The organism is Mammaliicoccus sp. O-M54, assembly GCF_022386035.1.
In the GTDB taxonomy this organism is placed as follows: Bacteria; Bacillota; Bacilli; order Staphylococcales; family Staphylococcaceae; genus Mammaliicoccus; species Mammaliicoccus sciuri_A.
The window spans coordinates 210,898-236,047 of the sequence record NZ_JAJNJE010000003.1 but is presented as its reverse complement, the minus strand read 5'-3'; the positions used below and the strand labels follow the sequence as shown (position 1 = coordinate 236,047).

The window sequence follows — 25,150 nt, the reverse complement described above, 5'->3', positions numbered from 1 at the left end:
CAATGGTGGAGGAAATTATGCGTAAAATTATTGTAGGTTCTAGAAAAAGTAAATTAGCTATGACGCAGAGTCAGCAATTTATAGATAAATTAAAAGAAAAACACCCAGATTTAGATATTGAAATTAAAGAAATCGTTACGAAAGGTGACAAAATTGTTGATGTTCAATTATCTAAAGTCGGTGGTAAAGGATTATTCGTTAAGGAAATCCAACAAGCATTATTCAATCATGAAATTGACTTTGCTATTCATTCCTTAAAAGATGTTCCAAGTGAATTACCTGAAGAATTAACTTTAGGATGTATTCCAGAACGTGAAAATCCATTTGATGCATATATTGCAAATAACCATGTTAAACTTGCGGATTTGAAACCAGGTAGCATCGTTGGTACAAGTTCATTAAGACGTGGTGCACAATTATTAGCAAAATATCCTCATTTAGAAATTAAGTGGATTCGTGGAAATATTGATACACGCTTAAATAAATTAGAAACTGAAGACTTCGATGCGATTATACTTGCTGCAGCTGGATTAAAACGTATGGGCTGGAGTGATGATATCGTTACTGAATATTTACAAGAAGATACGATGGTACCTGCTATAGGGCAAGGTGCACTAGGTATCGAATGTAGAAGTGATGATCAAGAATTATTAGATATTCTTAAATCAGTTCATGATGAGAATGTAGAAACATGTGTAACATGTGAAAGAACTTTCTTAAATGAAATGGATGGTAGTTGTAAAGTGCCAATAGCTGGTTACGCAACACTTGAAAATGATGAAATTTCATTTACAGGTTTAATCATGTCTCCAGATGGTAAAGAAAGATATGAATCAACAATAAAAGGAACTGACCCTGTTGAAATAGGTAAACAAGTTTCTGAAGAATTAAAAGCACAAGGTGCATATGAAATCATTAAGAAATTGAACGAAGAAGCATAATAAGGAGTCGTTAACATGAAGCCAATCATTGTGGTTACAAGTACAAGAACTGTTCAACGTGAAGATGTCGAAATTCGTCATTATCCGTTCATTGATATTGTTCCTATCAAATTTGAACAATCTTGTTTAAAACCGCACTATGATTGGCTTATTTTTACGTCTGTAAATGCGATCAAAATATTTGAACCATATTTAAATCAAATAGAAGTCGATCGTATTGCTGTTATCGGTACAAAAACTAAAAAAATAGCAGATCAGTACAATATCCCAGTAGATTTAATGCCAGATTCATTTACTCAAGAAGGTTTATTACATGAATTTAAAGATCAGTTCACCAATCAATCTATATTAATTCCATGTAGTAAACAAGCTAGGGATAAACTGGCGAAAGAACTTATGAAATGGGATAATCAAGTACAAGTACTGCATCTATATGAGCCTGTTACAAATATAGAAAATGTTAGAAAAGTACATGAATTGATTCAACAGCAAGAAGTAACGCATGTTACTTTTTCAAGTTCATCGGCTGTATCAAGTTATTTTGATAACTATCATCGAATTCCAGACTCAGTCGAAGTTTATGCAATTGGTGCGATAACAGAGCGAAAGTTAAATACATATCATCAACCTTCTAAAGTAGCAGAAGAATACACATTAGAAGGCATGATAAATACAATTTTGAAAGAGGTAAAATCATGAAATTTGATAGACATAGAAGACTTAGATCATCTCAAGTTATGAGAAATATGGTGAAAGAAACGTATGTTCATAAATCAGATTTAATATATCCGATTTTTGTAATTGAAGAAGATAATATTAAAAACGAAATATCTTCAATGCCAGGTATTTATCAATTAAGTTTAAACTTATTAGAACAAGAGCTTAAAGAAGCTTATGATTTAGGCATTAGAGGTGTTATGTTCTTTGGTATACCTAATGAGAAAGATGCTTGTGGAACAGGTGCTTTTATTGATGATGGTATTATACAAAAAGCAACACGATTATCTAAAAGTAAATTTCCAGATATGTTAGTTGTAGCGGATACGTGTTTATGTGAATATACAGATCACGGACATTGCGGTGTGATAAACGAAGAAACAAAAGATGTAGATAACGACCAATCATTAGAATTACTTGTGAAAACAGCTGTATCACAAGCTAAAGCTGGTGCAGATATTATTGCGCCAAGTAATATGATGGACGGATTTGTTGCTGAAATTAGAGAAGGCTTAGATCAAGCAGGATTTATAAATATTCCTATTATGAGTTATGGTATTAAATACGCATCTAGCTTCTATGGCCCATTTAGAGAAGCAGCAGAAGGAGCACCTTCATTTGGTGATCGTAAGACTTATCAAATGGATCCAAGTAATCGATTAGAAGCATTCAGAGAATTAGAAAGTGATATTAAAGAAGGTTGCGACATGATGATTGTTAAACCAGCACTAAGCTATTTAGATATCATTAGAGATGTTCGTAATCGCTCAGACTTACCAATTGTTGCATATAATGTAAGTGGAGAATACAGTATGACAAAAGCAGCTGCATTAAACGGCTGGATTGATGAAGAAAAAATCGTGATGGAACAAATGACGTCAATGAAACGTGCTGGCGCTGACATGATTATTACTTATTTTGCTAAAGATATTTGTAAATACTTAGACGGAGGAGACTACTAATATGAGATATGAACGTTCAATAAATGCCTATGATGAAGCTGTAAATTTAATGCCAGGTGGCGTAAATAGTCCAGTACGTGCTTTTAAATCAGTAGATACACCACCGATTTTTATGGACCACGGACAAGGATCTAAAATTTATGATGTAGATGGTAATGAATATATTGATTATGTGTTAAGTTGGGGCCCGTTAATTCTAGGTCATACACATGAAAAAGTAAAAGCTGCATTACATGAAGCAGTTGATAAAGGAACTTCATTCGGTGCATCAACTGAACTTGAAAATAAAATGGCTAAACTTGTTATTGAACGTGTGCCATCTATTGAAATGGTAAGAATGGTTTCTTCAGGTACTGAAGCGACATTAGCCGCATTACGTCTTGCTAGAGGATACACTGGCAGAAATAAAATATTGAAATTTGAAGGATGCTATCACGGACATAGTGATTCATTATTAATTAAAGCAGGTTCTGGCGTCGCGACTTTAGGTTTACCAGATTCTCCTGGTGTACCAGAAGGCACAGCTAAAAACACTGTAACTGTACCATATAACGATATTGAAGCAGTAAAAGTTGCGTTTGAACACTTTGGTGAAGATATTGCAGGCGTTATTGTTGAACCAGTTGCTGGTAACATGGGCGTTGTCCCACCTGTTGAAGGCTTCTTAGAAGGTTTACGTGATATTACGAAAGAATACGGTTCATTACTTATTTTCGATGAAGTCATGACTGGATTTAGAGTTGGCTATAACTGTGCACAAGGTTACTTTGGTGTGACACCAGATTTAACATGCTTAGGTAAAGTTATTGGTGGTGGACTACCAGTTGGCGCATTCGGTGGTAAGAGAGAAATTATGGAAGAAATAGCACCAGTCGGTAATGTATATCAAGCTGGTACACTTTCAGGTAATCCATTAGCAATGACAAGTGGTTACGCAACACTAAGTGAATTAACTGAAGAAAGCTATCAATATTTTAACGAACTTGGAGATTTACTTGAAAAAGGTCTTAAAGAAGTATTTGCGAAACACGCTGTACCGATTACGGTTAATCGAGCAGGTTCAATGATCGGTTATTTCTTAAATGAAGGACCTGTAACTAATTTTGAAGAAGCAAATTCTTCAGATTTAGAACTATTCAGTAAAATGTATAGAGAAATGGCTCAAGAGGGCGTATTCTTACCACCTTCACAATTTGAAGGTACATTCCTATCTACTGCTCATACTAAAGAAGATATTGAAAAAACAATTCAAGCTTTTGATACAGCATTAGAAAGAATTACAAACGAATAAAACTTACCTCAAAATATAGAAACATAAATGATATAATCTTTTTGAGGTGTTAATCATGAATAGAAATAAATGGAACATTGTATTTGTATGCTTGTTAGCCATTATACTCGGTTTTGTGTTACAAAGTATTCACATGATATTACCGTGGATGTTTGGACCTATATTTGCGAGTTTAATAATGATTAAAGTATTAAAACGCACGATTAAATGGCCAGTATGGTTAGGTAATATCGGTTTACTTATATTAGGGATACAAATGGGCTCAACATTTACGCCTACTGTCCTTCATGATATTAAAGATGAATGGCTACAAATTATATTAATGTCAGTATTTATTTTAATACTTGCGTTAATTGTGTCTATAGCATTTAGAAAAATTGCAAATGTTACATTCGAAACAGCATTATTAAGTGCAATTCCAGGTGCTTTAAGTCAGATGGTTATAATGGCAGAAGAAAATAAAAAAGCAGATTTATTAATCGTTACATTGACTCAAACATCTCGAATCATGTTTGTCGTCATATTAGTTCCAATTATTTCATCTATTTATGGTAATGATGGTACGGCGTCAGGACAAATTGAAAAAGCGCCATCTATATTTACAGCGCTAGATATCTCAGGACTATTTGTGATACTAATGAGTATCCTCGCTTTATTTTATATATTCTATAAAATTAAAGTACCTGTACCTCAGTTACTAGCACCGATATTTGTATTATTAGTATGGAATTTATATACTGGACAAATCTTTTCATTGGATTATCCGATCATTGTTGTTGCACAAGTATTATTTGGCATAAGAATAGGTGTTCAAATATCTGATTTGATTAATAATTTAACGAAAAAGACGATATTTGCTATCGCATTTCAAAATGTATCACTGATTATTGGTGCATTTGTACTAGTTTTTGTATTTGAGATATTTATAGACGACAATATAAACGACTTATTCTTAAGTGCAGCACCTGGTGGTATGGCTCAAATCATCGTTGTAGCATTAGAAACTGGTGGAGATGTTGCGATGATATCAAGTTATCACATATTTAGGATATTCTTTATTCTGTTGATCGTTGCACCATTAATTAAAATATTCTTAACAGTTAGATCTAGAAAATATGGAAATTAAAATGAATCAATATTGACTTATATGGATTCTGCTTATATTATTAAAGTAATCGAATATTTATCAAGGAAGAGTAAATCATTGATTAATGATAGAGAGTGCATGGTTGGTGTAAATGCATATTAATGATGATTGAAGGTAGCCTTAAATTGAACGTTAATTGAAACTAAGTAGGTTAATGCGTGTGCGAGCGATAATCGTTAGAGTGCAATATAAGTGATTATATTGAATTTAGGTGGTACCACGGTTTAACCCGTCCTATTTATTAGGACGGGTTTTTTATATTATAAAAGGAGTGATTTTAATGGAAATGGAACCTAAGTATAACCCTAAAAAGGTTGAAGAAGGCCGTTATCAATTTTGGTTAGATCATAATTATTTTAAGCCAAGTGAAAATAAAGAAAAGGAAACATACACAATTGTTATTCCACCACCAAACGTAACAGGGAAGTTGCATTTAGGTCATGCATGGGATACAACTTTACAAGATATTTTAACAAGAATGAAAAGAATGCAAGGCTATGACACATTGTATTTACCTGGTATGGACCATGCAGGTATTGCGACTCAAGCTAAAGTTGAAGGTAAATTAAGAGAACAAGGTTTATCAAGACATGATTTAGGAAGAGAAAAATTCCTTGAGCATGCTTGGTCATGGAAAGAAGAATATGCTGACTTTATTAGAGCTCAATGGGCTAAATTAGGTTTAGGATTAGACTATAGTCGTGAACGTTTTACGTTAGATGAAGGTTTATCTCAAGCAGTTAAAAAAGTGTTTGTTGATATGTATAACAAAGGTCTTATCTATCGTGGTGAAAGAATTATTAACTGGGATCCACAAACTAAAACAGCTATTTCTGATATTGAAGTTATTCACGAAGATATTACAGGTCATTTCTATCATATTAAATATCCTTTTAAAGACGGTGAAGGTGCAATTGAAATTGCAACGACACGTCCTGAAACGATGTTAGGTGATACAGCAATCGTTGTTAACCCAAATGATGATCGTTACAAACATTTAATTGGTAAATCCGTTATCTTACCGATTATTGGCCGTGAATTACCGATTATTGGTGATGACTATGTTGATATTGAATTCGGTAGTGGTGCAATGAAAGTTACACCAGCTCATGACCCTAATGACTTCGAAATTGGTGAAAGACATCAACTTGAAAAAATTAATGTAATGAATGAAGACGGTACGATGAATGAGCTTGCAGGTAAATATAATGGTTTAGATCGTTTTGAATGCCGTAAACAATTAATCGAAGACTTAAAAGAAACTGGCGAATTAATCAAAATAGAAGAACATGTTCATTCTGTTGGACACTCAGAAAGAAGTGGCGCAGTAGTTGAACCTTATTTATCTACACAATGGTTTGTTAAAATGGAGCCATTAGCTAAACAAGCATTAGACAATCAAGATACAGATGGTCGTATTAATTTTGTACCAGAACGTTTTGAAGGTACATTCAATAGATGGATGGAAAACATTCGTGACTGGACAATTTCAAGACAATTATGGTGGGGTCATCAAATTCCAGCATGGTACCATAATGAAACAGGTGAAACATACGTTGGTGAAGAACCTCCAGCAGATATCGAGAATTGGACTCAAGATGAAGATGTTCTAGATACATGGTTTAGTTCTGCATTATGGCCATTCTCAACATTAGGTTGGCCAGATGAAAACAATGAAGATTTCAAACGTTACTATCCAACTAATACGTTAGTAACAGGTTATGATATTATTTTCTTCTGGGTATCAAGAATGATTTTCCAAGGATTAGAATTTACAGGTAAAAAGCCGTTCAATGACGTTTTACTACACGGTTTAGTAAGAGCTGAAGATGGCCGTAAAATGAGTAAATCACTTGGTAACGGTGTTGACCCAATGGATGTAATAGATGAATATGGTGCAGATAGTTTAAGATACTTCTTAGCTACTGGTTCATCTCCAGGTCATGACTTACGTTATTCTACTGAAAAAGTTGAAGCGGTATGGAACTTTATCAATAAAATTTGGAATGCGTCTCGTTTCAGCATTATGAATATCGGTGAAGATTTTAAATTTGAAGATATAGATTTATCTGGTGAAAAATCTGTTGCAGATGAATGGATTCTTACACGATTAAATGAAACAATTGCGAACGTTACGGATTTAAGTGATAAATATGAATTCGGTGAAGTTGGCCGTGTATTATATAACTTTATTTGGGATGAATTCTGTGATTGGTATATCGAAATGAGTAAAATACCAATGAATGGTGATGACGAAGCTAAAAAACAAATGACACGTTCAGTACTAGCTTATACGTTAGACCAAACAATGCGTATGCTTCATCCATTAATGCCATTCGTAACAGAACATATTTGGCAAGCATTACCACATGAAGGCGAAACAATTATTCAAGCTTCATGGCCAGAAGTAAGACCAGAATTATCAAATGAAAATAGTAAAGTATCTATGCAACTATTAGTTGAAATCATTAAATCTGTAAGACAAGCACGTCGTGAAGTGAACACGCCAATGTCTAAAGAAGTACCAATTCACATTGAAGCTAAAGACGAAAAAGTGAAAAAACAACTTTTAGACAATAAAGACTATTTAATGCGTTTCTGTAATCCAAGTGAGCTAGTGATTGATACGAAAGTTGATATTCCAGAAAAAGCAATGACTGAAGTTGTATTTGGTGCAACAGTTGTATTACCTTTAGAAGGTTTAATTGATATGGATAAAGAAATAGAAAGACTTGAACAAGAACTTCAAAAATGGCAAAAAGAATTAGATCGTGTTAATAAAAAATTAAGCAATGAAAAATTCGTTGCAAATGCACCTGAAAAGATTATTAACGAAGAAAAAGATAAAAAAGTTAATTATCAAGAAAAATATGATGGTGTATTAGCAAGAATTGAACAACTGAAAGGCTAGGAAATCTTATGAATTATTTAGATAGTTTACACTGGATACATGAACGCACGAAGTTCGGTATTAAACCAGGCGTTAAAAGAATGAAGTGGATGCTCGACAAATTAGGTAATCCTGAAGAAAAGATTCAAGCAGTTCACGTAGTCGGTACAAATGGTAAAGGTTCAACTGTCAGTTATTTAAGAGAAGCCCTAGTAGCTAATAACTATGAAATCGGCACTTTCACATCGCCATATATTGTCACTTTCAATGAAAGAATCAGTATTAATGGAACACCAATTACAGATGATGAATTAGTTGAGTTAGTTCAGATTGTTAAACCAATATCTGAACGACTTGAATCTGAAACTGATTTAGGTCCTGCTACTGAATTTGAAATCATTACATTAATGATGTTTGTATATTTTGGTACAGTACATCCTGTAGATTTTGTCATCATTGAAGCGGGATTAGGTGCTTTAAATGATTCAACGAATGTATTTCAACCAATAATGACGGTGTTAACAAGTATCGGTTTAGATCATACTAATATTTTAGGAGATACGTATATGGATATTGCAAGAGAAAAAGCTGGTGTCATTAAACCAAGTGTTCCTCTTGTATATGCGATTAAGCCTAAAGATGCGTTACATTTCGTTAGAGAAGTAGTTGAGAAAAATTACAATAAAGGTCTAGAACTAGATCGCGATTTTCATGTACTATCAGATGATACTGAATTTACGTATCGATATGGTAGTTATGAATTAGAAAACATTCAACTCAAAATGATAGGTCAACATCAGCATGAAAATGCTGCACTAGCGATCACAACACTTATTGAAATGTATCAAAGAGGTATGATTCAATTAAACTTTAATACAATGATTGATGCGATAGAACATACAACATGGTCAGGTCGAATTGAAAAAGTTCAAGAAGAACCACTTATTTTAATAGACGGTGCGCATAATAGAGAAAGTATTGATGCGTTAGTAGATACATTAAAACAATACTATTCAGACAAAAAAATCGATGTATTATTTGCAGCGATAGATGGTAAGCCAATAGGGAAAATGATGAATAGCATAGAAGAAATAGCTAATAGATTTTATGTAACAACATTTGATTTTCCAAAAGCATTACCAATAGATGCAGTATACGATTATTTAGAGCACCACCATATTGAAAAAGTTAAAGACTATCCTCAATTTATTGAACAATACGATGGAGAATTACTCGTTGTAACAGGAAGTTTATACTTTATTAGTGAAGTAAGAAAATTATTTAAAGATTAATATAAAATGCCGTTAAAGTTATTGACTTTGACGGCATTTTTTTATGCGCATGCATGTTCTCATATTATTTTTAACGATTTTGTAACGTGCTGACGCCTGAGGGAATTGTATGAGTGAGAGACTACAGGCTCGAACCATACCCTAGGCAAGCATGCACGAACAAAATCGTAGATTTGAAGAATAATATTTATTTACAATAAATAAATTATTACTATAGATGTTATTTATTTTAAGTTATAACTTGAAATAAGCATTTTTGTGTATAATATTCAATATTTTCTGATAATAGTGTATGATGGTACTTATAAATAGGGGGGATTAATTTGAAAGATATAGTCGGAAAATTTATAAGGTTCAAGAATCCTCATACATATGCTATATTGCTTTTCATTATTGCTATGAGTTGTTTACTGACATATGTGATACCTTCTGGGGAATTTGACAGGAAGTCTGTTAATGATCGGGAAGAGGTTGTTTCGGGTACATATCATTTAGTAGATAGTGAACCTTCTGGCTTTTTAGAAATATTTAGATCAATACCTGAAGGATTAATCAGTGGTGCTGATATTATCTTTTACATATTTTTAGTTGGTGGTGCATTTGGCATTATTCATAAGACAGGTGCCATTACCAATGGCGTCAATGCTGCAATGAATAAGCTTGGTAAAAACGGTAAGTTAATGATTCCACTAACGATGTTCATTTTTTCATTGCTTGGTTTCTCGATAGGTTTAGCTGAAGAGACGATTATTTTTGTGCCAATCGGTATAGCGATTGCTAGAGCAGTCGGATATGATGCAATGACAGGTGCTGCAATGATTATCATGGGCGCTGCTGCTGGCTTTCTCGGCGGAATGCTCAACCCATTTACAGTTGGCGTTGCTCAACAGATTGCAGAAATTCCACTCTTTTCAGGATGGGAATTTAGAACAATTATTTATATTTGTGTATTAATTGTAGGTATTGCATACGTTATGTTTTACGCTCGAAAAGTTAAAAAGAATCCAAAGAAAAGTTTAGTATATGAGTTAGAACAACACGAAAAAGATCAAATAGGACCGCAAGAAGAAATTGGTAGATTTACAAAGCGACAAATGTTTTGTTTAATTTTATTAGTTAGTGCAATATGTTTTAACGTATTTGGTATTTTTACATTTGGTTGGTCATTTAATGAAATGAGTGCTAATTTCTTGCTAGTCGGATTATTGGCAGGTTTTATTGCTGGTCTAGGTTTTAACGGTACTTTCGATGCATTAATCGAGGGTATGCAGTCTATTTTATTTGGAGCATTAATTGTTGGCTTCGCTAAAGCAATCGTCGTTGTATTAGAAAATGGTAAAATTATAGACACAATCGTTTATTATTTAACAAATACAATTCAAGATTTACCAGCAAGTATTACGGTAGGGATGATGTTTATCATACAAATGATTTTGAATTTCTTCATCCCATCTGGTTCTGGTCAAGCGATGACGACTATGCCATTAATGGTGCCTATTTCTGATTTATTGAATATCAATAGACAAATGGCAGTACTTGCCTTCCAATATGGTGATGCAGTAAGTAATAGTATATTCCCAACATCAGCTTCGTTAATGGGAGGATTAGCTGTAGCAGGAATCTCATACACAACTTGGGTTAAATTTATTTGGAAGTTATTATTACTGTGGGTTGTTATCTGCTTAGTTGGTATTATTATTGCATTAGCCCTAGGTTATTAAATTTTAAAATTTTACAAAACTTGAAAAACACATGCTATCTTTAGGTGTTTTTCAAGTTTTTTTAATGGATTTATAAAGCGTTTAAAAGTATTAGAGCTATTTACTAACAAAATGCGATTATAAATATTGAGGTGTTATTTGGTATATTAATTTATATCAAAAAGGAGTTAAAAAGAATGTTTAAAATGTTTATATTCGGTGTAATCATTGCAAGTTATATATATCAACTTACGGGTGTGAAGAAAGTGAACTTTCATTTGTTAACGAAGCGTTCTGTTTGTGAATCATGCCATACATCACTTAAACCAATAGATTTAATACCCATTGTAAGTTATGTAGCATTGCGCGGTAAATGTCGTTATTGTAAGAAGGATATTCCAATAAGTTTATTAATTTGTGAAGTCCTTTTAGGTATACTCTTTCTTATTCCCATTCTTTCAACAGTTCAACTAAATCCTCTTTTGTATTACTTCTTAATTATCTTTTTAATACCTTTGTCCATTTATGATTTCCATCATTTTGTCATACCGAATCATATGCTCATCATTATGTTAGTATGTAGTGTTTATTTATTTGGAATAACGCGAGAACAATTTATTTACACACTGATTATCATATTAATTTTGCACATCTTATATTTCATATCAAGGGGAGGGCTAGGTTATGGAGATATTAAATTATTTTCGTTACTCAGTTTAATTTTATCGGTATCACATTTTATATTATGTTTTATGTTTACTTTTATTTTTGCGGGTGTATTGATCACACTTTATGTATGTATCACACGAAATAAAATTCAAAAAGTACCACTCGTTCCTTTTATGACACTTGCAATTATATTTGTACAATTATTCCAAATTCAACTTAATGATTATTTTTTAGGAGGCTACTATGGTTATTAAAATTAAAGATTTACAACATGAAGATAAACCGAGAGAAAGACTTAAATCATATGGTCCGGATAAATTAACAAATAGAGAACTATTGGCGATCATTATTAATTCAGGAAGCAAACAATATTCTAGTCTAGAATGTGCAAATAAAGTATTGAATTTAGTTGAAAATACAAGAGAACTAAGACATTTAACATTGTCTGAATTACTAAGTGTTAATGGTATTGGTGAATCTAAAGCAATTACTATTCTAGCGGTTATTGAATTAGCTAAAAGAATGCATAGCAATACTGTTCTCGACAAAGTAGAAATCAATGAACCACAAGATGTTGCAGATTATTTAATGGAAAAATTAAGATATTTAAAGCAAGAACACTTTGTCGCTTTATTATTAAATACAAAGAATCAAATTATACATGAACAATCGATTTTTATTGGTTCATTAAATATGGCGGTTGTTCATCCGAGAGATTTATTGAGAGAGGCAGTTAAGCATTCTGCTGCTTCAATTGTGATTGCACATAATCATCCAAGTGGCGATCCAACACCATCATTAGAAGATATTAAAACGACAAAGCGAATTTTATATTGTTGTGATTTAATGGGCATCGATTTATTAGATCATATTATCATTGGTGATGGAGAATTTATTAGCATATTTGAAAATGACTATATCATGCGTGAAGACTTAGAAATTAATAATATAACTGAATGATTCAATGTTATAATGTAATTAAAAATGAGTCAGGAGTTTTTATTTTGCAAATCATAACGTTCATATTTGTCGTATTACCGTTACTATTTATCATTTCTTTATTTCAACGCAAGAAAAAGCGACCAATTGTTAGAAAAGACTATGGCATCACGTTGATGTTAGGTATCATAGGTGTATTCTTAGCATCTATTATTCTTACTTTAACAAAAGATGGTTCTGCACTTTCAATTAATTTAATACTTGGTTCAATTGTTGCGGGAATTGCTTGGGGTATTCTCGTTTCAATTACATTATTCATTTTAAATAAAATATTAAACAAATAAATAAAATTGTAAATTTTCGGATATTATATTGACATTAATTTTTGAAAAGGCTATCATTAACTTAAATTTATGAGAGAGGAGGTAGTGACTTATGAGAAACATCAGAAGAAGATTTTATAAACAAACAACATCATACATCACTACCCCTACGTTAAATATGAAGCATTAGGGAGTAGTATATTCACTTCCTTTAGAATGTAATTTAAGCACACGCTTTCTTTAAGGATGCGTGTGCTTTTTTGTGTTTAATGATAGGGGTTAAGGGGGGACAACATGTTTCAAGCAATTAAAAAGTTAATGTGGTTTTTTAAAGGTCATTGGAAGAGATATACGATTGCAATTATTCTGTTGCTAATTGCGAACGTTGTAGAAGTATTGCCACCTTGGATAGTAGGGCAGACTATAGATAAGATAAGTGACCGTTCTTTGACTGAACAAATATATCATCAATTAGTAATTATTTTTATAATTGTATTAATTTTGGCTTATATCGTGAATTATATTTGGAGAACTCTAATCTTTTCAGGTTCTCAAATACTTGAATCAATTATGAGACGTAAACTGATGCAAAAATTTTTATCTATGAGTCCAACATTTTTTGAGAAAAATCGAACTGGAGATTTAATGGCAAAGTCTACAAACGATTTAAATCAAATTAGAAATACTGCAGGGATAGGGATTTTAACTTTAATTGATTCTACAACATTTATGGGAACGATAATATTAACGATGGGTATTACAGTGTCATGGAAGCTTACACTATTTGCACTGATTCCATTACCTTTACTAGCCATATTAGAAATTGAATTAGGTAAAAGAATTCATAAACGCTATTTAATATCACAAAAATCATTTGGTGATATGAATGACAGTGTACTTGAATCTATTGAAGGTGTACGAGTCACAAGAGCATATGTACAAGAAGATAAACTCAACAAAGATTTCAAAAATATGACCGAAAGTGTCGTAGAAAAATTTATGAATGTTGAAAAAATGGATGCGTTTTTTCAACCAATAACGATTATTATCACTGCTATGAGTCAAGTGATCGGAATAGGTTATGGAGCATTTCTCGTTAACAGTGGTGAAATGACAATTGGTGGACTAATTTCATTCACTGTATATTTAAATATGCTCGTATGGCCAATGTTTTCAGTTGGTATTTTGATTAATATTATGCAAAGAGGTAATGCGTCTATAGATCGTGTTGAAGAAACGTTAAATGAAGCGGAAACAGTAATTGATGTAGAAAATAAAGGCATGCCTTCACATGATATAGGTATGAATTCAGTTGTGTTTAAATATCCATCAAGTGAATCCATTAACTTGAACAACATTAATATCATACTAGGTAAGGGTGAAACTTTAGGTATTGTCGGTGCAACTGGTTCTGGTAAGACGACATTAATCAAACAAATTTTGAAAGAATATCCTACTGGTGATGGAGAAATCGTACTTGGAGATACTAATATTAATCAAATTTCAAAAAGTGATTTAAGAAGTTTAATTGGTTATGTATCTCAAGAAAACATTTTATTCTCTAGATCTATTAGAGATAACATTAGATTTGGTAAATCGAATGCTACCGACAATGAAATCGAAGAAGCGATTAAATTAGCATACTTTGAAAAAGATATCGAACGTTTACCACAAGGTTTAGAAACATTAGTAGGAGAAAAAGGTATAGCAATTTCTGGAGGTCAAAAGCAAAGAATAGCAATTGCTAGAGCATTGATTATGGATCCTAAAATATTAATTTTAGACGATGCACTATCTGCTGTTGATGCAAAAACAGAAAAGAAAATTATACAAAATATACAAAAATATAGACAAGGTAAAACTACCATTATTGCGACACATCGATTATCAGGTGTTAAACATGCTAATCAAATTGTTGTCATGGACCACGGAGAAATCACGGAGTCAGGTACACATGACCAATTACTCCAAATGAATGGTTGGTACAAATCTCAATTTGAAAGACAACGGTTGAAGGAGGTGTATAGCAAGTGAGTATTGTAAATCAACTCTTTCCATTTGTTAGCAAATATAAGAAAAGATTCATCATTGGTATTGTTATTTTAATTGGAGCAGTGGGGTTCGAATTATTAGGGCCATTGGTTGCGATGTATATTATTGATCATTATGTTAAAACATCTGCTTCACAAATTATACAATTACGACCAGTGCTACTATTATTGAGTTTGTTCTTTGTAGTGTCACTTATTCATGCGATATTAAGTTATTTTCAAACACTCGTTCTTCAACGTGCTGGATCAGATGTAATTAAAGAGTTAAGAATTAAGCTCTTTGAACACGTTCAAAAGTTACCGATTAAATACTTTGATAATTTACCAGCTGGAAAAGTAGTAGCTAGAATAACGAATGATACACAAATGATACTCGAACTATTCACTGTTATATTACCAAACTTTATTTCAGCTTTTATTACGATGATAGGTGTCATTATTGCGATATTCTTTATTAATATTAAAATTGGTTTTATCGCATTGATTACAATACCTTTCGTAATACTTTGGTTATTGTGGTACAAAAAAGTAACGGGTAAATACAACTATGTCATTCGAGAAAAAAATAGTGATATGAATGCACTTATCAATGAATCTATAAATGGTATGAATATCATTCAAGCATTTAAACAAGAAAAACAAATTATGAATGATTTTGATGAAATGAATCAAGCGTATTTAAACAATTATAAAAAAATCATACAATTTGATTCGCTGACAGAACATAATTTGTTAAGTACGATTAGAAGTATTGTGTTTTTAATGTTAATTGTCGTATTTGGAACACAATTTCTAAATTCTTCAGTCGCAATTTCAGTCGGAACGTTATATATTCTTGTAAATTATATAACAAGATTGTTTGATCCTTTGTTTGGTGTATTAAACGTGTTGGGACAATTAGAACAGGCAAGAGTTTCTTGCGTAAGAGTATTTGAAATGATGAATGTCTCTGAAGAAAAGATGCCAGAACATCAAATTCAGTTGCCTAAAAAAATAGAAGGTCGTGTACATTTTAAAGATGTCTCGTTTGCTTATAATGAAGGTGAATACGTCTTGGAAGATATCAATTTAGATGTCGATAAAGGACAAACAATTGCGTTAGTTGGACATACAGGTTCTGGGAAAAGTTCTATTATGAATTTACTATTCAGATTCTATGATCCTACTAATGGAACAATTGAAATTGATGGTATACCGACCATTAAGACTGATAAAAGAGATATGCGAAAACATATGGGCATTGTATTACAAGACCCATACTTATATACAGGGACTATTTTATCCAACATTACATTAGACGATCCTAAAGTAACGCGAGAAAAAGCTGTTGAAAGTTTAAATGCAGTGGGTGGAGATAGAGTGTTAGAACACTTTAAAAAAGGGATTGATGAACCAGTTATTGAAAGAGGTCGTACATTAAGTTCTGGACAGCGACAAATCATTTCATTTGCGCGAGCACTTGCATTTGATCCAGAAATTTTGATTTTAGATGAAGCAACATCAAGTATTGATTCTGAAACGGAAGAAATTATACAAAAAGCAATGACTGTGTTGTCTAAAGGACGAACATCATTTATTATTGCGCACCGACTTTCAACGATTAAGAATGCTGATCAAATTATTGTTCTTGATAAAGGTCACATTATTGAAAAAGGAAATCATGATGAGTTAATCAAGTTAGAAGGGCAATATTACAAAATGTATCAAATGCAGTCTTTAACAGATTAATCGTGTTAAACAAACTAATGGCCTGGGATATATTATCCCAGGCCATTGTTTTATATTTTTTAAACTCATCATTGCGGTCACATAAAGTAAAGTACGCCTTGATATATGAAGTAAATAACTAAAGCGATGATTGCTAATTTTATTACAACTCTTAATAATCCAACGAAAAATCTAAAAAAGATAATTAAAAACAAGATAGCTAAAAATATATATATTAATTCCAAATTTATCACCTCTTGAATTCATTATAAAGAATAAACTCATTAAATACATCAGACTACAGAATGATTAAAGGTTTAGGTCTAAAGCCCGATGATGTTATTTGAGCAATTTTCGTATAATATAAATGAATGAGAGGTGTCTATAATTTTGAGATGGTTATTTAGATTAATTAGAAATTTATTAGCGTTATTAGCAATTGTCATTATCATTGTTATTGTATATAGAAACGTACCAGCATTGAGTGATTTAAATCCGTTTGATCATAGTAATGAACAAACGACTGAAGAAATAGCTCCACAACATGCAAATGCAACTTATAAAATTGAAGATAATCCATTATTACAAAATGTACCATTAGGTCAAACTAAACAAGCATTTAATTGGATCAATAAAAGTGAATTCATGGATGTTTCAGGACTAGAACGTATGGGATATGACGACAACTATGTTGCAGGGCAAAGAGGAACAGAGTATATCTTGTATAAATTTGGGGAACCAAAGATGTATGTTTATCAAACAGAGCAAGATTTAATGAATGATTTAAGTGCAATGCACTCAAATATAGAATTATTACCTAAAACTGCATATTAAATTTTTATTTCGGCAGTCTCTTACTTTATTTAAAGTGCTGTGTAAGCTAAAATAGTAATATCATTGTTAATGAGTCATTTGAAGATTAAGAGGTGTTCGGATTGTCGAATTTTTTTAAAAATAATAAAATAATGATTTTTCTAATTTCTATGGTTTTATTAATTGTAATTGTTGGTTATTCAGTGAGAGCGCAATCTGCATCGCTTAGTGAACAATATGCGAGTGATACATCATCGTTTGGTGGAAGAATCGTATCTTATCCAGTTACTTTTGTTTCTGATTTCTTCTCTGGAATTTTCACTTCAGACGAAGACGTTGATAAACTAAAAGAAGAAGTAAAAAGTACAGATCAAATCAAAGCTGATAAAGCAAGATTAGAAAAAGAAAACAAAGCCTTAAAAAAAGAATTGGATATGAAGGATATTTCGCAATTCAATCCAATATCAGCTACTGTAATCGGTAGAAGTCCAGATCAATGGATGAATACAATCATTATTGATAAAGGAAAAAAGAGCGGCATGAAAGAAAATATGGCTGTCATTACGAGTGAAGGTTTAGTAGGTAGAATTAAAAAAGCAAACCAATTTTCTTCACAAGTTGAATTAATATCTACAAGTGTTAAAACGAGTAAGCTTTCAGTAGATATACAGCAAGATGATGATAATATCTTTGGTATGATTAATCGATATGACGAAGATAAAGATTTACTTGTTATTAGTGATATCGATAATAAATACAGTATCAAAAAAGGATCTAAAGTTGTAACAAATGGTTTAGGTGACCAACTTCCTAAAGGTATATTAGTTGGTAAAGTTGAAAAAGTAGAAAATGATGAATATGGTTTATCTAAAGTTGCCTATATCAAGACATCTACAAATATTAAAGAATTAAACCATGTATATGTTGCTAAACGTGATCCAGAAACGATACCTTCATCTGAAGAAAGTGGTGAGGAATAATGAGATTTTACGTTATTCCTTTAATTGGTGTCTTATTATTTTACTTAGATTCATTATTAACACGTTTATCACCTTTACATTTATTTGATGAGACATTTATTATCGTGCCTCGATTAACATTTTTGTACTTACTCATAATTGCTGTATACAAAAATCCTAAAGTTGCCATTATTTTATCAATCGTTACAGGTATTTTTACAGATATTTATTATGGCGGTATATACGGTGTCTATACATTTGGATATGCTATTTTTGTGATTATGATGGATAAACTATTTAAAGTATTTTATAGAGATATTTTGATGATGGTTATTCTCTTAATATCTTCAGTTGTATTACTTGAAATATGGGTCATGGTTTTTTATGGATTTTTAGGCATTGCCTCTATTAATATTGGCCAAATTATTCTATTTAGATTAATTCCAACTGTCATATTTAATTTAATATGTTTAATCATCATTTTCCCATTTGTATTAAAATTATTAGAAAGAAATACTAATTAATGAAAGATTATTGACATCAATAGCTGTAGGTGGTACTCTATTGAAGTTGAGTAGTTTCTAGCTACATACAACCGCTCAATCATAGGTCTTAAAGTACGTATGTCACCTATGAATGGCGTGACTTAAAAAATTAGGAGGTGCAAGTATGTTTGCTATAATTGAAACTGGCGGAAAGCAAGTTAAAGTAGAAGAAGGTCAAACAATTTGGGTTGAGAAATTAGACGTAAATGAAGGTGATTCATTCACATTTGACCAAGTATTATTTGTAGGTGGAGATTCAGTTAAAGTTGGATCACCTGTTGTTGAAGGTGCTTCAGTTACTGCTAAAGTTGAAAAACAAGGACGCGGTAAAAAAATCACTGTATTCAAATACAAAGCTAAGAAAAACTACAAACGTAAACAAGGTCATCGTCAACCTTACACTAAATTAACAATCGAAAAAATCAACGCATAATTTATGATTAATGTAGATGTTAGTTTGAATCAAGAAGGGCAAGTTACAGATATTGAAATGTCTGGACATGCTGATTCAGGTGAATACGGTAAAGACTTAGTCTGTGCCGGTGCTTCAGCAGTTGTCTTTGGTACAACAAATGCTATTATTGGATTAACTGATGAGTCACCTGATATAGATTACAGTGACGACGGTGGATATTTTCATATACGTAGTGTAAACTTAGAAAATGAACAAGCGCAAATATTATTACAAGGCCTTATCGTTTCTTTGAAAACAATCGAAGAAGAATATGGGCAATATATTAAACTAAATTACAAGTGAGGTGTAACTCATGTTAAAATTAAACTTACAATTTTTCGCATCGAAAAAAGGGGTAGGTTCTACAAAGAACGGTCGTGACTCTGAATCAAAACGTTTAGGTGCTAAACGTGCTGACGGTCAATTCGTTACTGGTGGTTCTATTCTTTATCGTCAACGTGGAACTAAAGTTTTCGCTGGTGAAAACGTAGGTCGCGGTGGAGACGATACATTATTCGCTAAAATCGACGGCGTTGTTAAATTCGAACGTTTTGGTCGTGACAAAAAGAAAGTATCTGTATACGCAGCTGCTGAATAATCTTTATATTTAGATGAGGCTGGGACATGTATAATTGTCCCAGCCTCAATCATTATGTTGGCAGTTATTTATATAAACATGAATGGTACGTTTTATTTATAATGAAGGTATTCAGAAATGCAGTTTCTTTTTTTATTCATAATATTAAAATGTTATAATGAGTGTTATGAATAATGATAATAAAGGTGATGGAATGAATAATTTAGATGTGTATTTAAAGTCTAGACATGATTTTGTGAATCAGTTCCAATTGTTATATACATATAAACAGTTAGGAAAACATGAAGAGGTTGATTTATTAATTGATGAATTGTACAAAAATCTCAAGCAAGAACAGTTGTTTTTAAATGCACCGTGTAGAAAATTTGTTCATAATGTATTTGAATACAAACTATCTTTGTCAGGCTCTAAATGGACATTTGAAATTGACAACTCAAATATCGATTATTATCAAAAGAACTTAGAAAGAACAGATAATACTTTAGCAAATATATTTAATGATTTGAAATATGTTGTGATTAACAATATGGATGAAAAAAATATTCATATTAGTCTTACAGTAGAAGAGGAATTTGTCACAATGATTATTTGGTTAAGTGCGACTAATCAGGAGCTTAATCAAATTGAACAATCATTTTCTAAATATAACGTTGAAATTTTATCAGAAAGTCAAAATCATATAGAATTAGAATTTTTTATTAACATAAAAGAAATAGAGGTGTAAACATGTTTATAGATCAGGTCAAAATATCGTTAAAAGCCGGTGATGGCGGTAACGGTTTAGTAGCTTTTCGTCGTGAAAAGTATGTTCCATTTGGTGGACCAGCAGGTGGCGACGGTGGTAAAGGTGCGTCAGTCGTATTTGAGGTAGATGAAGGTTTACGTACTTTATTAGACTTTAGATTCCAAAGAAAATTTAAAGCTGATAAAGGTGAAAATGGACAAAGTAGTAATATGCACGGTCGTGGAGCAGACGACTTAGTATTAAAAGTACCACCTGGTACAATTATTAAAAATGCTGAAAATGAAGAGATTTTAGCTGACCTTGTTGAACATGGTCAACGCGCTACAGTCGCTAAAGGTGGCCGTGGTGGTAGAGGTAACTCAAGATTTGCTTCAGCAAGTAATCCGGCACCAGATTTCTGTGAAAATGGTGAACCTGGTGAAGAACTTGAAGTCATGTTAGAACTTAAACTTATGGCAGATGTAGGTTTAGTAGGTTATCCAAGCGTTGGTAAATCAACATTATTATCTATTGTTTCCAAAGCAAAACCAAAAATCGGTGCTTATCACTTTACGACGATTAAACCTAATTTAGGTGTTGTCCAAACAAATGATGGTAGAGGATTTGTAATGGCAGATTTACCGGGTTTAATTGAAGGTGCTTCTGAAGGTGTAGGTTTAGGTCATCAATTCTTAAGACATATTGAACGTACAAGAGTAATTGTTCATATAATTGATATGAGTGGGATGGAAGGCAGAGACCCATATGAAGATTATGTTACAATTAATCAAGAATTAAAATCATATAATGAAAATCTTTCTAGAAGACCACAAATTGTTGTTGCGAATAAAATGGATTTACTAGATTCAGAAACACAATTAGAAATGTTTAAAGAACAACTTCAAGAAGATGTTAATATTATTCCTATTAGTACAGTTACACGTCATAATGTTGATAAACTACTTTATCAAATTGCTGATTTATTAGATGAAACTGAAGGAATGGACTTCGATTCGGTCGAAGAAGAAACTGGCGTACATCGTGTTGTCTATAAACACGAAAAATCACGAGATCATTTTGTTATTACAAGAGATGACGATGGTGCCTATGTTGTATCAGGTAATTCGATTGAAAGATTATTCAAAATGACGGACTTTAATCGTGATGCAGCAGTTAGAAGATTTGCAAGACAAATGCGTTCAATGGGTATTGATGATGCCTTAAGAGAACGCGGTGCTTCAAATGGTGATATTGTAAGAATTTTAGGTGGAGAATTTGAATTTGTCGAATAGGGCGTGTTCCAATTGAAAAAATCAAATGAATCAACAAAAAGGTTTTATTTAATCAGAGAAGATGTTTTGCCAGAGTCAGTGCAAAAGACAATCAAAGTCAAAAATGCATTATTAAAAAATAATAATTTAACGATTTATGATGCAGTTAAAGAATTTAATTTATCTAGAAGTGCTTTTTATAAATATAAAGATACAATATTTCCAATTGATAGATTAGAAGAACAGACCAAAAATTTAACGTTAATTTTATATGTACAAGATGAAGTGGGAATGCTCGCAACTGTCTTGAATAAAATTGCTGAAGTTAAAGGTTCTGTACTTACCATACATCAAAGTCTACCAATAAAGGATAGAGCAACGATTACAATTTCTCTTAATGCTGCAAATATTGAGTTATCATTAGAAGAATTAATGGATGCAATTAAAGAAAGTCCATATGTTGATGAAGTAGAAATTATTGGAATGAGTATGTAAAGGAAGTTGTCTAAATGTATGCATATATAAAAGGAATCGTTACACAATTATATCCTTCTCATATTGTAGTTGAGGCAAATGGTATAGGTTATGAAATTCAAACACCTAACTCATATCGTTTTCAATCTCAATTAGATAAAGAAACGCAAGTATATACACAATTAATTGTGCGTGAAGATGCCCAATTATTATATGGATTTGTGAATCTTGAAGAAAAGGATATGTTTTTAAGCTTAATTAAAGTGACTGGTATTGGACCGAAGTCAGCTTTAGCAATTTTAGCGACAAGCACGCCTAATGAAGTAGCAATTGCTATAGAAAATGAAAATGAATTATATTTAACAAAGTTTCCAGGTATCGGTAAAAAAACAGCAAGACAAATTATTCTTGATTTAAAAGGAAAATTAATCATCACAGAAGAGTCTGAGTTATTCCCAGAAAGTAAAGATGCCGGTCAAGATGTATTAGAAGAAGCATTGTTAGCTTTAGAAGCATTAGGTTACTCTAAACGAGAAATTACAAAAGTTAAGAAGAACCTAGAAAAAGAATCATTTGATTCAGTAGATGCTTGTGTTAAAAGAGGTTTAGCATTACTTATTCAGTAAATGAGGTGATTTTTTGGATGAGCGATTAATGGATGAACATGGGCACGAAGATGATATCCAAAGTGAACTTTCATTAAGACCAGATACTTTAAATCAATATATTGGTCAAAACAATATTAAATCAAACTTAGATATATTTATTAAAGCTGCTAAGTTAAGAGAAGAACCTTTAGATCATTGTTTACTTTACGGTCCACCTGGTCTAGGTAAGACAACTTTAGCTCATATTATATCTAATGAGATGAATGTTAATTTACGAACTGCAAGCGGACCTTCTATTGAAAGACCCGGTGATTTAGCAGCCATACTTTCTGCGCTACAACCTGGAGATGTACTTTTCATAGATGAGATACACCGATTAAGCAGAGTTGTTGAAGAAGTGTTATACCCTGCAATGGAAGATTTCTTCTTAGATATCGTTGTTGGTAAAGGTGAAGAAGCAAGAAGTATTAGAATCGATTTGCCGCCATTTACGCTAGTAGGTGCCACAACGCGTGTCGGGAGCCTTTCAGCACCTTTGAGAGATCGTTTCGGTGTGCATCTTAGATTAGAATATTACGACGATAATAGTTTACAAGAAATTATAAAGCGTACTGCTGAAGTATTTGAAGTAGACATTGATCAAAATAGCACAGTCGAATTATCTAAACGAAGTAGAGGGACACCTCGTATAGCAAACCGTTTGTTACGTAGAGTACGTGATTTTGCTCAAGTTGAAGGTGACGAAGCAATTTCAATAGATATTACAAAGCATGCTTTAGATTTATTGCAAGTAGATGAAGAAGGACTCGACCATATAGACTATAAAATTATGCACTGTATCCTGAATAATTATAAAGGTGGTCCAGTTGGATTAGATGCAATAGCAGCTACTATAGGTGAAGAACGTATAACACTTGAAGACGTTTATGAACCTTATCTCATCCAAAAAGGATTTATAGAAAGAACGCCAAGAGGTCGTCGTGCAACTGCATTAAGTTACGATCACTTCGACATTAAAAAGGATTAGGAAAGAGGCAAAGTTTGTGAATATTGAAGATTTCGATTTTGATTTACCTGAATCATTAATTGCACAAACACCACTGTTAGATAGAGAAAGCAGTAGGTTATTAAAATGTAATAAAGCAACAGGTGAATTGGAAGATTTAACGTTTAAAGAAGTTGTCAATCAACTTTCACCAGGTGACTGTTTAGTATTAAATGATACGAAAGTGATGCCAGCAAGATTATTTGGTATCAAAGAAGAAACTGGTGCAAAAGTAGAAATGCTAATGCTAACGCAACAAGAAGATAATGAATGGGAAGTATTGATTAAACCAGCTAAACGTATTAGAGTTGGTCAATCTGTGTCATTTGGGGAAGGTAAAATTATTGCGACTTGTGTCAAAGAACTTGAACAAGGTGGACGCATTATGAAACTTTCATACGAAGGTATCTTACAAGAAAGATTAGATGAACTTGGTGAAATGCCTTTACCACCATATATTAAAGAACGTTTAGATGACCAAGATAGATATCAAACAGTTTATGCTAAAGCAGTTGGGTCTGCAGCTGCGCCTACAGCAGGTTTACATTTCACTGAACATTTATTACAAGAAATCGCTGATAAAGGCGTCCACATTGCTTTTATTACATTACATGTTGGCTTAGGTACATTTAGACCAGTCAGTGTAGATAATATAGATGATCATGAGATGCATTCAGAATATTACCAAATGACTGCTGAGACGGCTGATTTATTAAATCGTGTAAAAGCAAGTGGTCATAAAATCATATCTGTAGGTACAACGTCTACAAGAACACTAGAAACAATTCGTTCTAAAAATGACCAATTTGTTGAAGAAAGCGGTTGGACAGATATATTTATTTATCCGGGATACGAATTTAAAGCGATAGATGGATTAATTACCAATTTCCATTTACCAAAATCAACACTTATTATGTTGGTATCTGCATTATCAACTAGAGAACATATTTTAAATGCATATAAACATGCAGTTGAAGAAAAGTATAGATTCTTTAGTTTTGGCGATGCAATGATTTTAATATAGAAAAGG

25 protein-coding genes and 2 other annotated features are annotated in these 25,150 nt (G+C 32.3%); all 25 genes read left to right on the top strand.

What is annotated here, in order from left to right; all coding sequences use genetic code 11:
- Positions 1–17 precede the first annotated feature (17 nt).
- The 25 genes from hemC (at position 18) to queA (ending at position 25,144) form a co-directional block, all read left to right on the top strand.
- Positions 18–941 carry a hydroxymethylbilane synthase gene (hemC, locus tag LQ673_RS07095; protein WP_191835665.1) on the top strand — a complete coding sequence of 308 codons (924 nt, stop codon included), beginning with the start codon at positions 18–20 and terminating at the stop codon, positions 939–941.
- Between the two features lie 15 nt (positions 942–956).
- A complete protein-coding gene (locus LQ673_RS07090) occupies positions 957–1,640 on the top strand; it encodes a uroporphyrinogen-III synthase (protein WP_191835664.1) in 684 nt (227 codons plus the stop codon).
- Positions 1,637–2,620, top strand: coding sequence for a porphobilinogen synthase (gene hemB, locus LQ673_RS07085; protein ID WP_025904284.1), 984 nt, complete (start codon positions 1,637–1,639; stop codon positions 2,618–2,620). The genes LQ673_RS07090 and hemB overlap by 4 nt, the downstream gene beginning before the upstream one ends.
- 1 nt (position 2,621) lies before the next feature.
- Positions 2,622–3,911 carry a glutamate-1-semialdehyde 2,1-aminomutase gene (hemL, locus tag LQ673_RS07080; protein ID WP_037588456.1) on the top strand — a complete coding sequence of 430 codons (1,290 nt, stop codon included), beginning with the start codon at positions 2,622–2,624 and terminating at the stop codon, positions 3,909–3,911.
- 55 nt (positions 3,912–3,966) lie between these two features.
- The gene (locus LQ673_RS07075) at positions 3,967–5,037 is read left to right on the top strand and encodes an AbrB family transcriptional regulator (RefSeq protein ID WP_191835663.1); all 1,071 of its coding nucleotides are present in this window, start codon (positions 3,967–3,969) and stop codon (positions 5,035–5,037) included.
- A 48-nt stretch (positions 5,038–5,085) separates the two neighbouring features.
- Positions 5,086–5,298, top strand: a binding site (T-box leader).
- A gap of 40 nt (positions 5,299–5,338) precedes the next feature.
- Positions 5,339–7,969 carry a valine--tRNA ligase gene (locus LQ673_RS07070; protein WP_191835662.1) on the top strand — a complete coding sequence of 877 codons (2,631 nt, stop codon included), beginning with the start codon at positions 5,339–5,341 and terminating at the stop codon, positions 7,967–7,969.
- Between the two features lie 8 nt (positions 7,970–7,977).
- Positions 7,978–9,240 carry a bifunctional folylpolyglutamate synthase/dihydrofolate synthase gene (locus tag LQ673_RS07065; RefSeq protein WP_191835661.1) on the top strand — a complete coding sequence of 421 codons (1,263 nt, stop codon included), beginning with the start codon at positions 7,978–7,980 and terminating at the stop codon, positions 9,238–9,240.
- A gap of 323 nt (positions 9,241–9,563) precedes the next feature.
- The gene (locus tag LQ673_RS07060) at positions 9,564–10,961 is read left to right on the top strand and encodes a YfcC family protein (RefSeq protein WP_191835660.1); all 1,398 of its coding nucleotides are present in this window, start codon (positions 9,564–9,566) and stop codon (positions 10,959–10,961) included.
- Between the two features lie 176 nt (positions 10,962–11,137).
- Positions 11,138–11,863 carry a prepilin peptidase gene (locus LQ673_RS07055; protein ID WP_191835659.1) on the top strand — a complete coding sequence of 242 codons (726 nt, stop codon included), beginning with the start codon at positions 11,138–11,140 and terminating at the stop codon, positions 11,861–11,863.
- A complete protein-coding gene (radC, locus tag LQ673_RS07050) occupies positions 11,853–12,569 on the top strand; it encodes a RadC family protein (RefSeq protein ID WP_037588446.1) in 717 nt (238 codons plus the stop codon). Before LQ673_RS07055 ends, radC begins: the two co-directional genes overlap by 11 nt.
- Positions 12,570–12,613: 44 nt before the next feature.
- Entirely contained in the window at positions 12,614–12,892 is a 279-nt protein-coding gene (locus LQ673_RS07045; protein ID WP_191835657.1) for a hypothetical protein, read from the top strand.
- Between the two features lie 273 nt (positions 12,893–13,165).
- On the top strand, positions 13,166–14,905 hold the full coding sequence (locus tag LQ673_RS07040; protein ID WP_126477551.1) for an ABC transporter ATP-binding protein: 1,740 nt from the start codon (positions 13,166–13,168) through the stop codon (positions 14,903–14,905).
- Positions 14,902–16,650 carry an ABC transporter ATP-binding protein gene (locus LQ673_RS07035; protein WP_239705233.1) on the top strand — a complete coding sequence of 583 codons (1,749 nt, stop codon included), beginning with the start codon at positions 14,902–14,904 and terminating at the stop codon, positions 16,648–16,650. Before LQ673_RS07040 ends, LQ673_RS07035 begins: the two co-directional genes overlap by 4 nt.
- A 369-nt stretch (positions 16,651–17,019) precedes the next feature.
- Positions 17,020–17,463, top strand: coding sequence for a DUF4930 family protein (locus LQ673_RS07030; RefSeq protein ID WP_191835654.1), 444 nt, complete (start codon positions 17,020–17,022; stop codon positions 17,461–17,463).
- 101 nt (positions 17,464–17,564) lie between these two features.
- A complete protein-coding gene (gene mreC, locus LQ673_RS07025) occupies positions 17,565–18,422 on the top strand; it encodes a rod shape-determining protein MreC (protein WP_037588437.1) in 858 nt (285 codons plus the stop codon).
- Positions 18,422–18,925: a rod shape-determining protein MreD gene (gene mreD / locus LQ673_RS07020; protein ID WP_191835653.1), complete on the top strand. Its 504-nt coding sequence runs from the start codon at positions 18,422–18,424 to the stop codon at positions 18,923–18,925. The genes mreC and mreD overlap by 1 nt, the downstream gene beginning before the upstream one ends.
- 59 nt (positions 18,926–18,984) lie before the next feature.
- Positions 18,985–19,058: a sequence feature (ribosomal protein L21 leader region), on the top strand.
- A 12-nt stretch (positions 19,059–19,070) separates the two neighbouring features.
- Positions 19,071–19,379 (top strand): 50S ribosomal protein L21, encoded by a 309-nt coding sequence (rplU, locus tag LQ673_RS07015; RefSeq protein ID WP_016911517.1) that lies wholly within the window; start codon positions 19,071–19,073, stop codon positions 19,377–19,379.
- A gap of 3 nt (positions 19,380–19,382) precedes the next feature.
- On the top strand, positions 19,383–19,703 hold the full coding sequence (locus LQ673_RS07010; RefSeq protein WP_037588433.1) for a ribosomal-processing cysteine protease Prp: 321 nt from the start codon (positions 19,383–19,385) through the stop codon (positions 19,701–19,703).
- 10 nt (positions 19,704–19,713) lie between these two features.
- Complete coding sequence (gene rpmA / locus LQ673_RS07005; RefSeq protein WP_025904267.1) at positions 19,714–19,998, top strand: 50S ribosomal protein L27; 285 nt, start codon at positions 19,714–19,716, stop codon at positions 19,996–19,998.
- A gap of 193 nt (positions 19,999–20,191) precedes the next feature.
- A complete protein-coding gene (locus LQ673_RS07000; protein WP_191835652.1) occupies positions 20,192–20,722 on the top strand; it encodes a Spo0B domain-containing protein in 531 nt (176 codons plus the stop codon).
- Between the two features lie 2 nt (positions 20,723–20,724).
- Complete coding sequence (obgE, locus tag LQ673_RS06995) at positions 20,725–22,014, top strand: GTPase ObgE (protein WP_239705240.1); 1,290 nt, start codon at positions 20,725–20,727, stop codon at positions 22,012–22,014.
- Positions 22,015–22,026: 12 nt separating this feature from the next.
- Entirely contained in the window at positions 22,027–22,488 is a 462-nt protein-coding gene (locus tag LQ673_RS06990; RefSeq protein ID WP_025904264.1) for an ACT domain-containing protein, read from the top strand.
- Between the two features lie 14 nt (positions 22,489–22,502).
- The gene (gene ruvA / locus LQ673_RS06985) at positions 22,503–23,093 is read left to right on the top strand and encodes a Holliday junction branch migration protein RuvA (protein WP_191835651.1); all 591 of its coding nucleotides are present in this window, start codon (positions 22,503–22,505) and stop codon (positions 23,091–23,093) included.
- A 28-nt stretch (positions 23,094–23,121) separates the two neighbouring features.
- Entirely contained in the window at positions 23,122–24,102 is a 981-nt protein-coding gene (ruvB, locus tag LQ673_RS06980) for a Holliday junction branch migration DNA helicase RuvB (RefSeq protein ID WP_371683273.1), read from the top strand.
- Positions 24,103–24,118: 16 nt separating this feature from the next.
- On the top strand, positions 24,119–25,144 hold the full coding sequence (queA, locus tag LQ673_RS06975; protein WP_037588426.1) for a tRNA preQ1(34) S-adenosylmethionine ribosyltransferase-isomerase QueA: 1,026 nt from the start codon (positions 24,119–24,121) through the stop codon (positions 25,142–25,144).
- Positions 25,145–25,150: the final 6 nt, after the last annotated feature.

Coding starts and splice junctions, on each gene's coding strand:
- hemC (WP_191835665.1), top strand. CDS start 18: ATGCGTAAAATTATTGTAGGTTCTAGAAAAAGTAAATTAGCTATGACG.
- hemL (WP_037588456.1), top strand. CDS start 2,622: ATGAGATATGAACGTTCAATAAATGCCTATGATGAAGCTGTAAATTTA.
- LQ673_RS07055 (WP_191835659.1), top strand. CDS start 11,138: ATGTTTAAAATGTTTATATTCGGTGTAATCATTGCAAGTTATATATAT.
- LQ673_RS07090 (WP_191835664.1), top strand. CDS start 957: ATGAAGCCAATCATTGTGGTTACAAGTACAAGAACTGTTCAACGTGAA.
- LQ673_RS07075 (WP_191835663.1), top strand. CDS start 3,967: ATGAATAGAAATAAATGGAACATTGTATTTGTATGCTTGTTAGCCATT.
- LQ673_RS07070 (WP_191835662.1), top strand. CDS start 5,339: ATGGAAATGGAACCTAAGTATAACCCTAAAAAGGTTGAAGAAGGCCGT.
- mreD (WP_191835653.1), top strand. CDS start 18,422: ATGAGATTTTACGTTATTCCTTTAATTGGTGTCTTATTATTTTACTTA.
- rplU (WP_016911517.1), top strand. CDS start 19,071: ATGTTTGCTATAATTGAAACTGGCGGAAAGCAAGTTAAAGTAGAAGAA.
- LQ673_RS07010 (WP_037588433.1), top strand. CDS start 19,383: ATGATTAATGTAGATGTTAGTTTGAATCAAGAAGGGCAAGTTACAGAT.
- radC (WP_037588446.1), top strand. CDS start 11,853: ATGGTTATTAAAATTAAAGATTTACAACATGAAGATAAACCGAGAGAA.
- LQ673_RS07000 (WP_191835652.1), top strand. CDS start 20,192: ATGAATAATTTAGATGTGTATTTAAAGTCTAGACATGATTTTGTGAAT.
- obgE (WP_239705240.1), top strand. CDS start 20,725: ATGTTTATAGATCAGGTCAAAATATCGTTAAAAGCCGGTGATGGCGGT.
- hemB (WP_025904284.1), top strand. CDS start 1,637: ATGAAATTTGATAGACATAGAAGACTTAGATCATCTCAAGTTATGAGA.
- LQ673_RS07040 (WP_126477551.1), top strand. CDS start 13,166: ATGTTTCAAGCAATTAAAAAGTTAATGTGGTTTTTTAAAGGTCATTGG.
- ruvB (WP_371683273.1), top strand. CDS start 23,122: ATGGATGAACATGGGCACGAAGATGATATCCAAAGTGAACTTTCATTA.
- LQ673_RS07065 (WP_191835661.1), top strand. CDS start 7,978: ATGAATTATTTAGATAGTTTACACTGGATACATGAACGCACGAAGTTC.
- ruvA (WP_191835651.1), top strand. CDS start 22,503: ATGTATGCATATATAAAAGGAATCGTTACACAATTATATCCTTCTCAT.
- rpmA (WP_025904267.1), top strand. CDS start 19,714: ATGTTAAAATTAAACTTACAATTTTTCGCATCGAAAAAAGGGGTAGGT.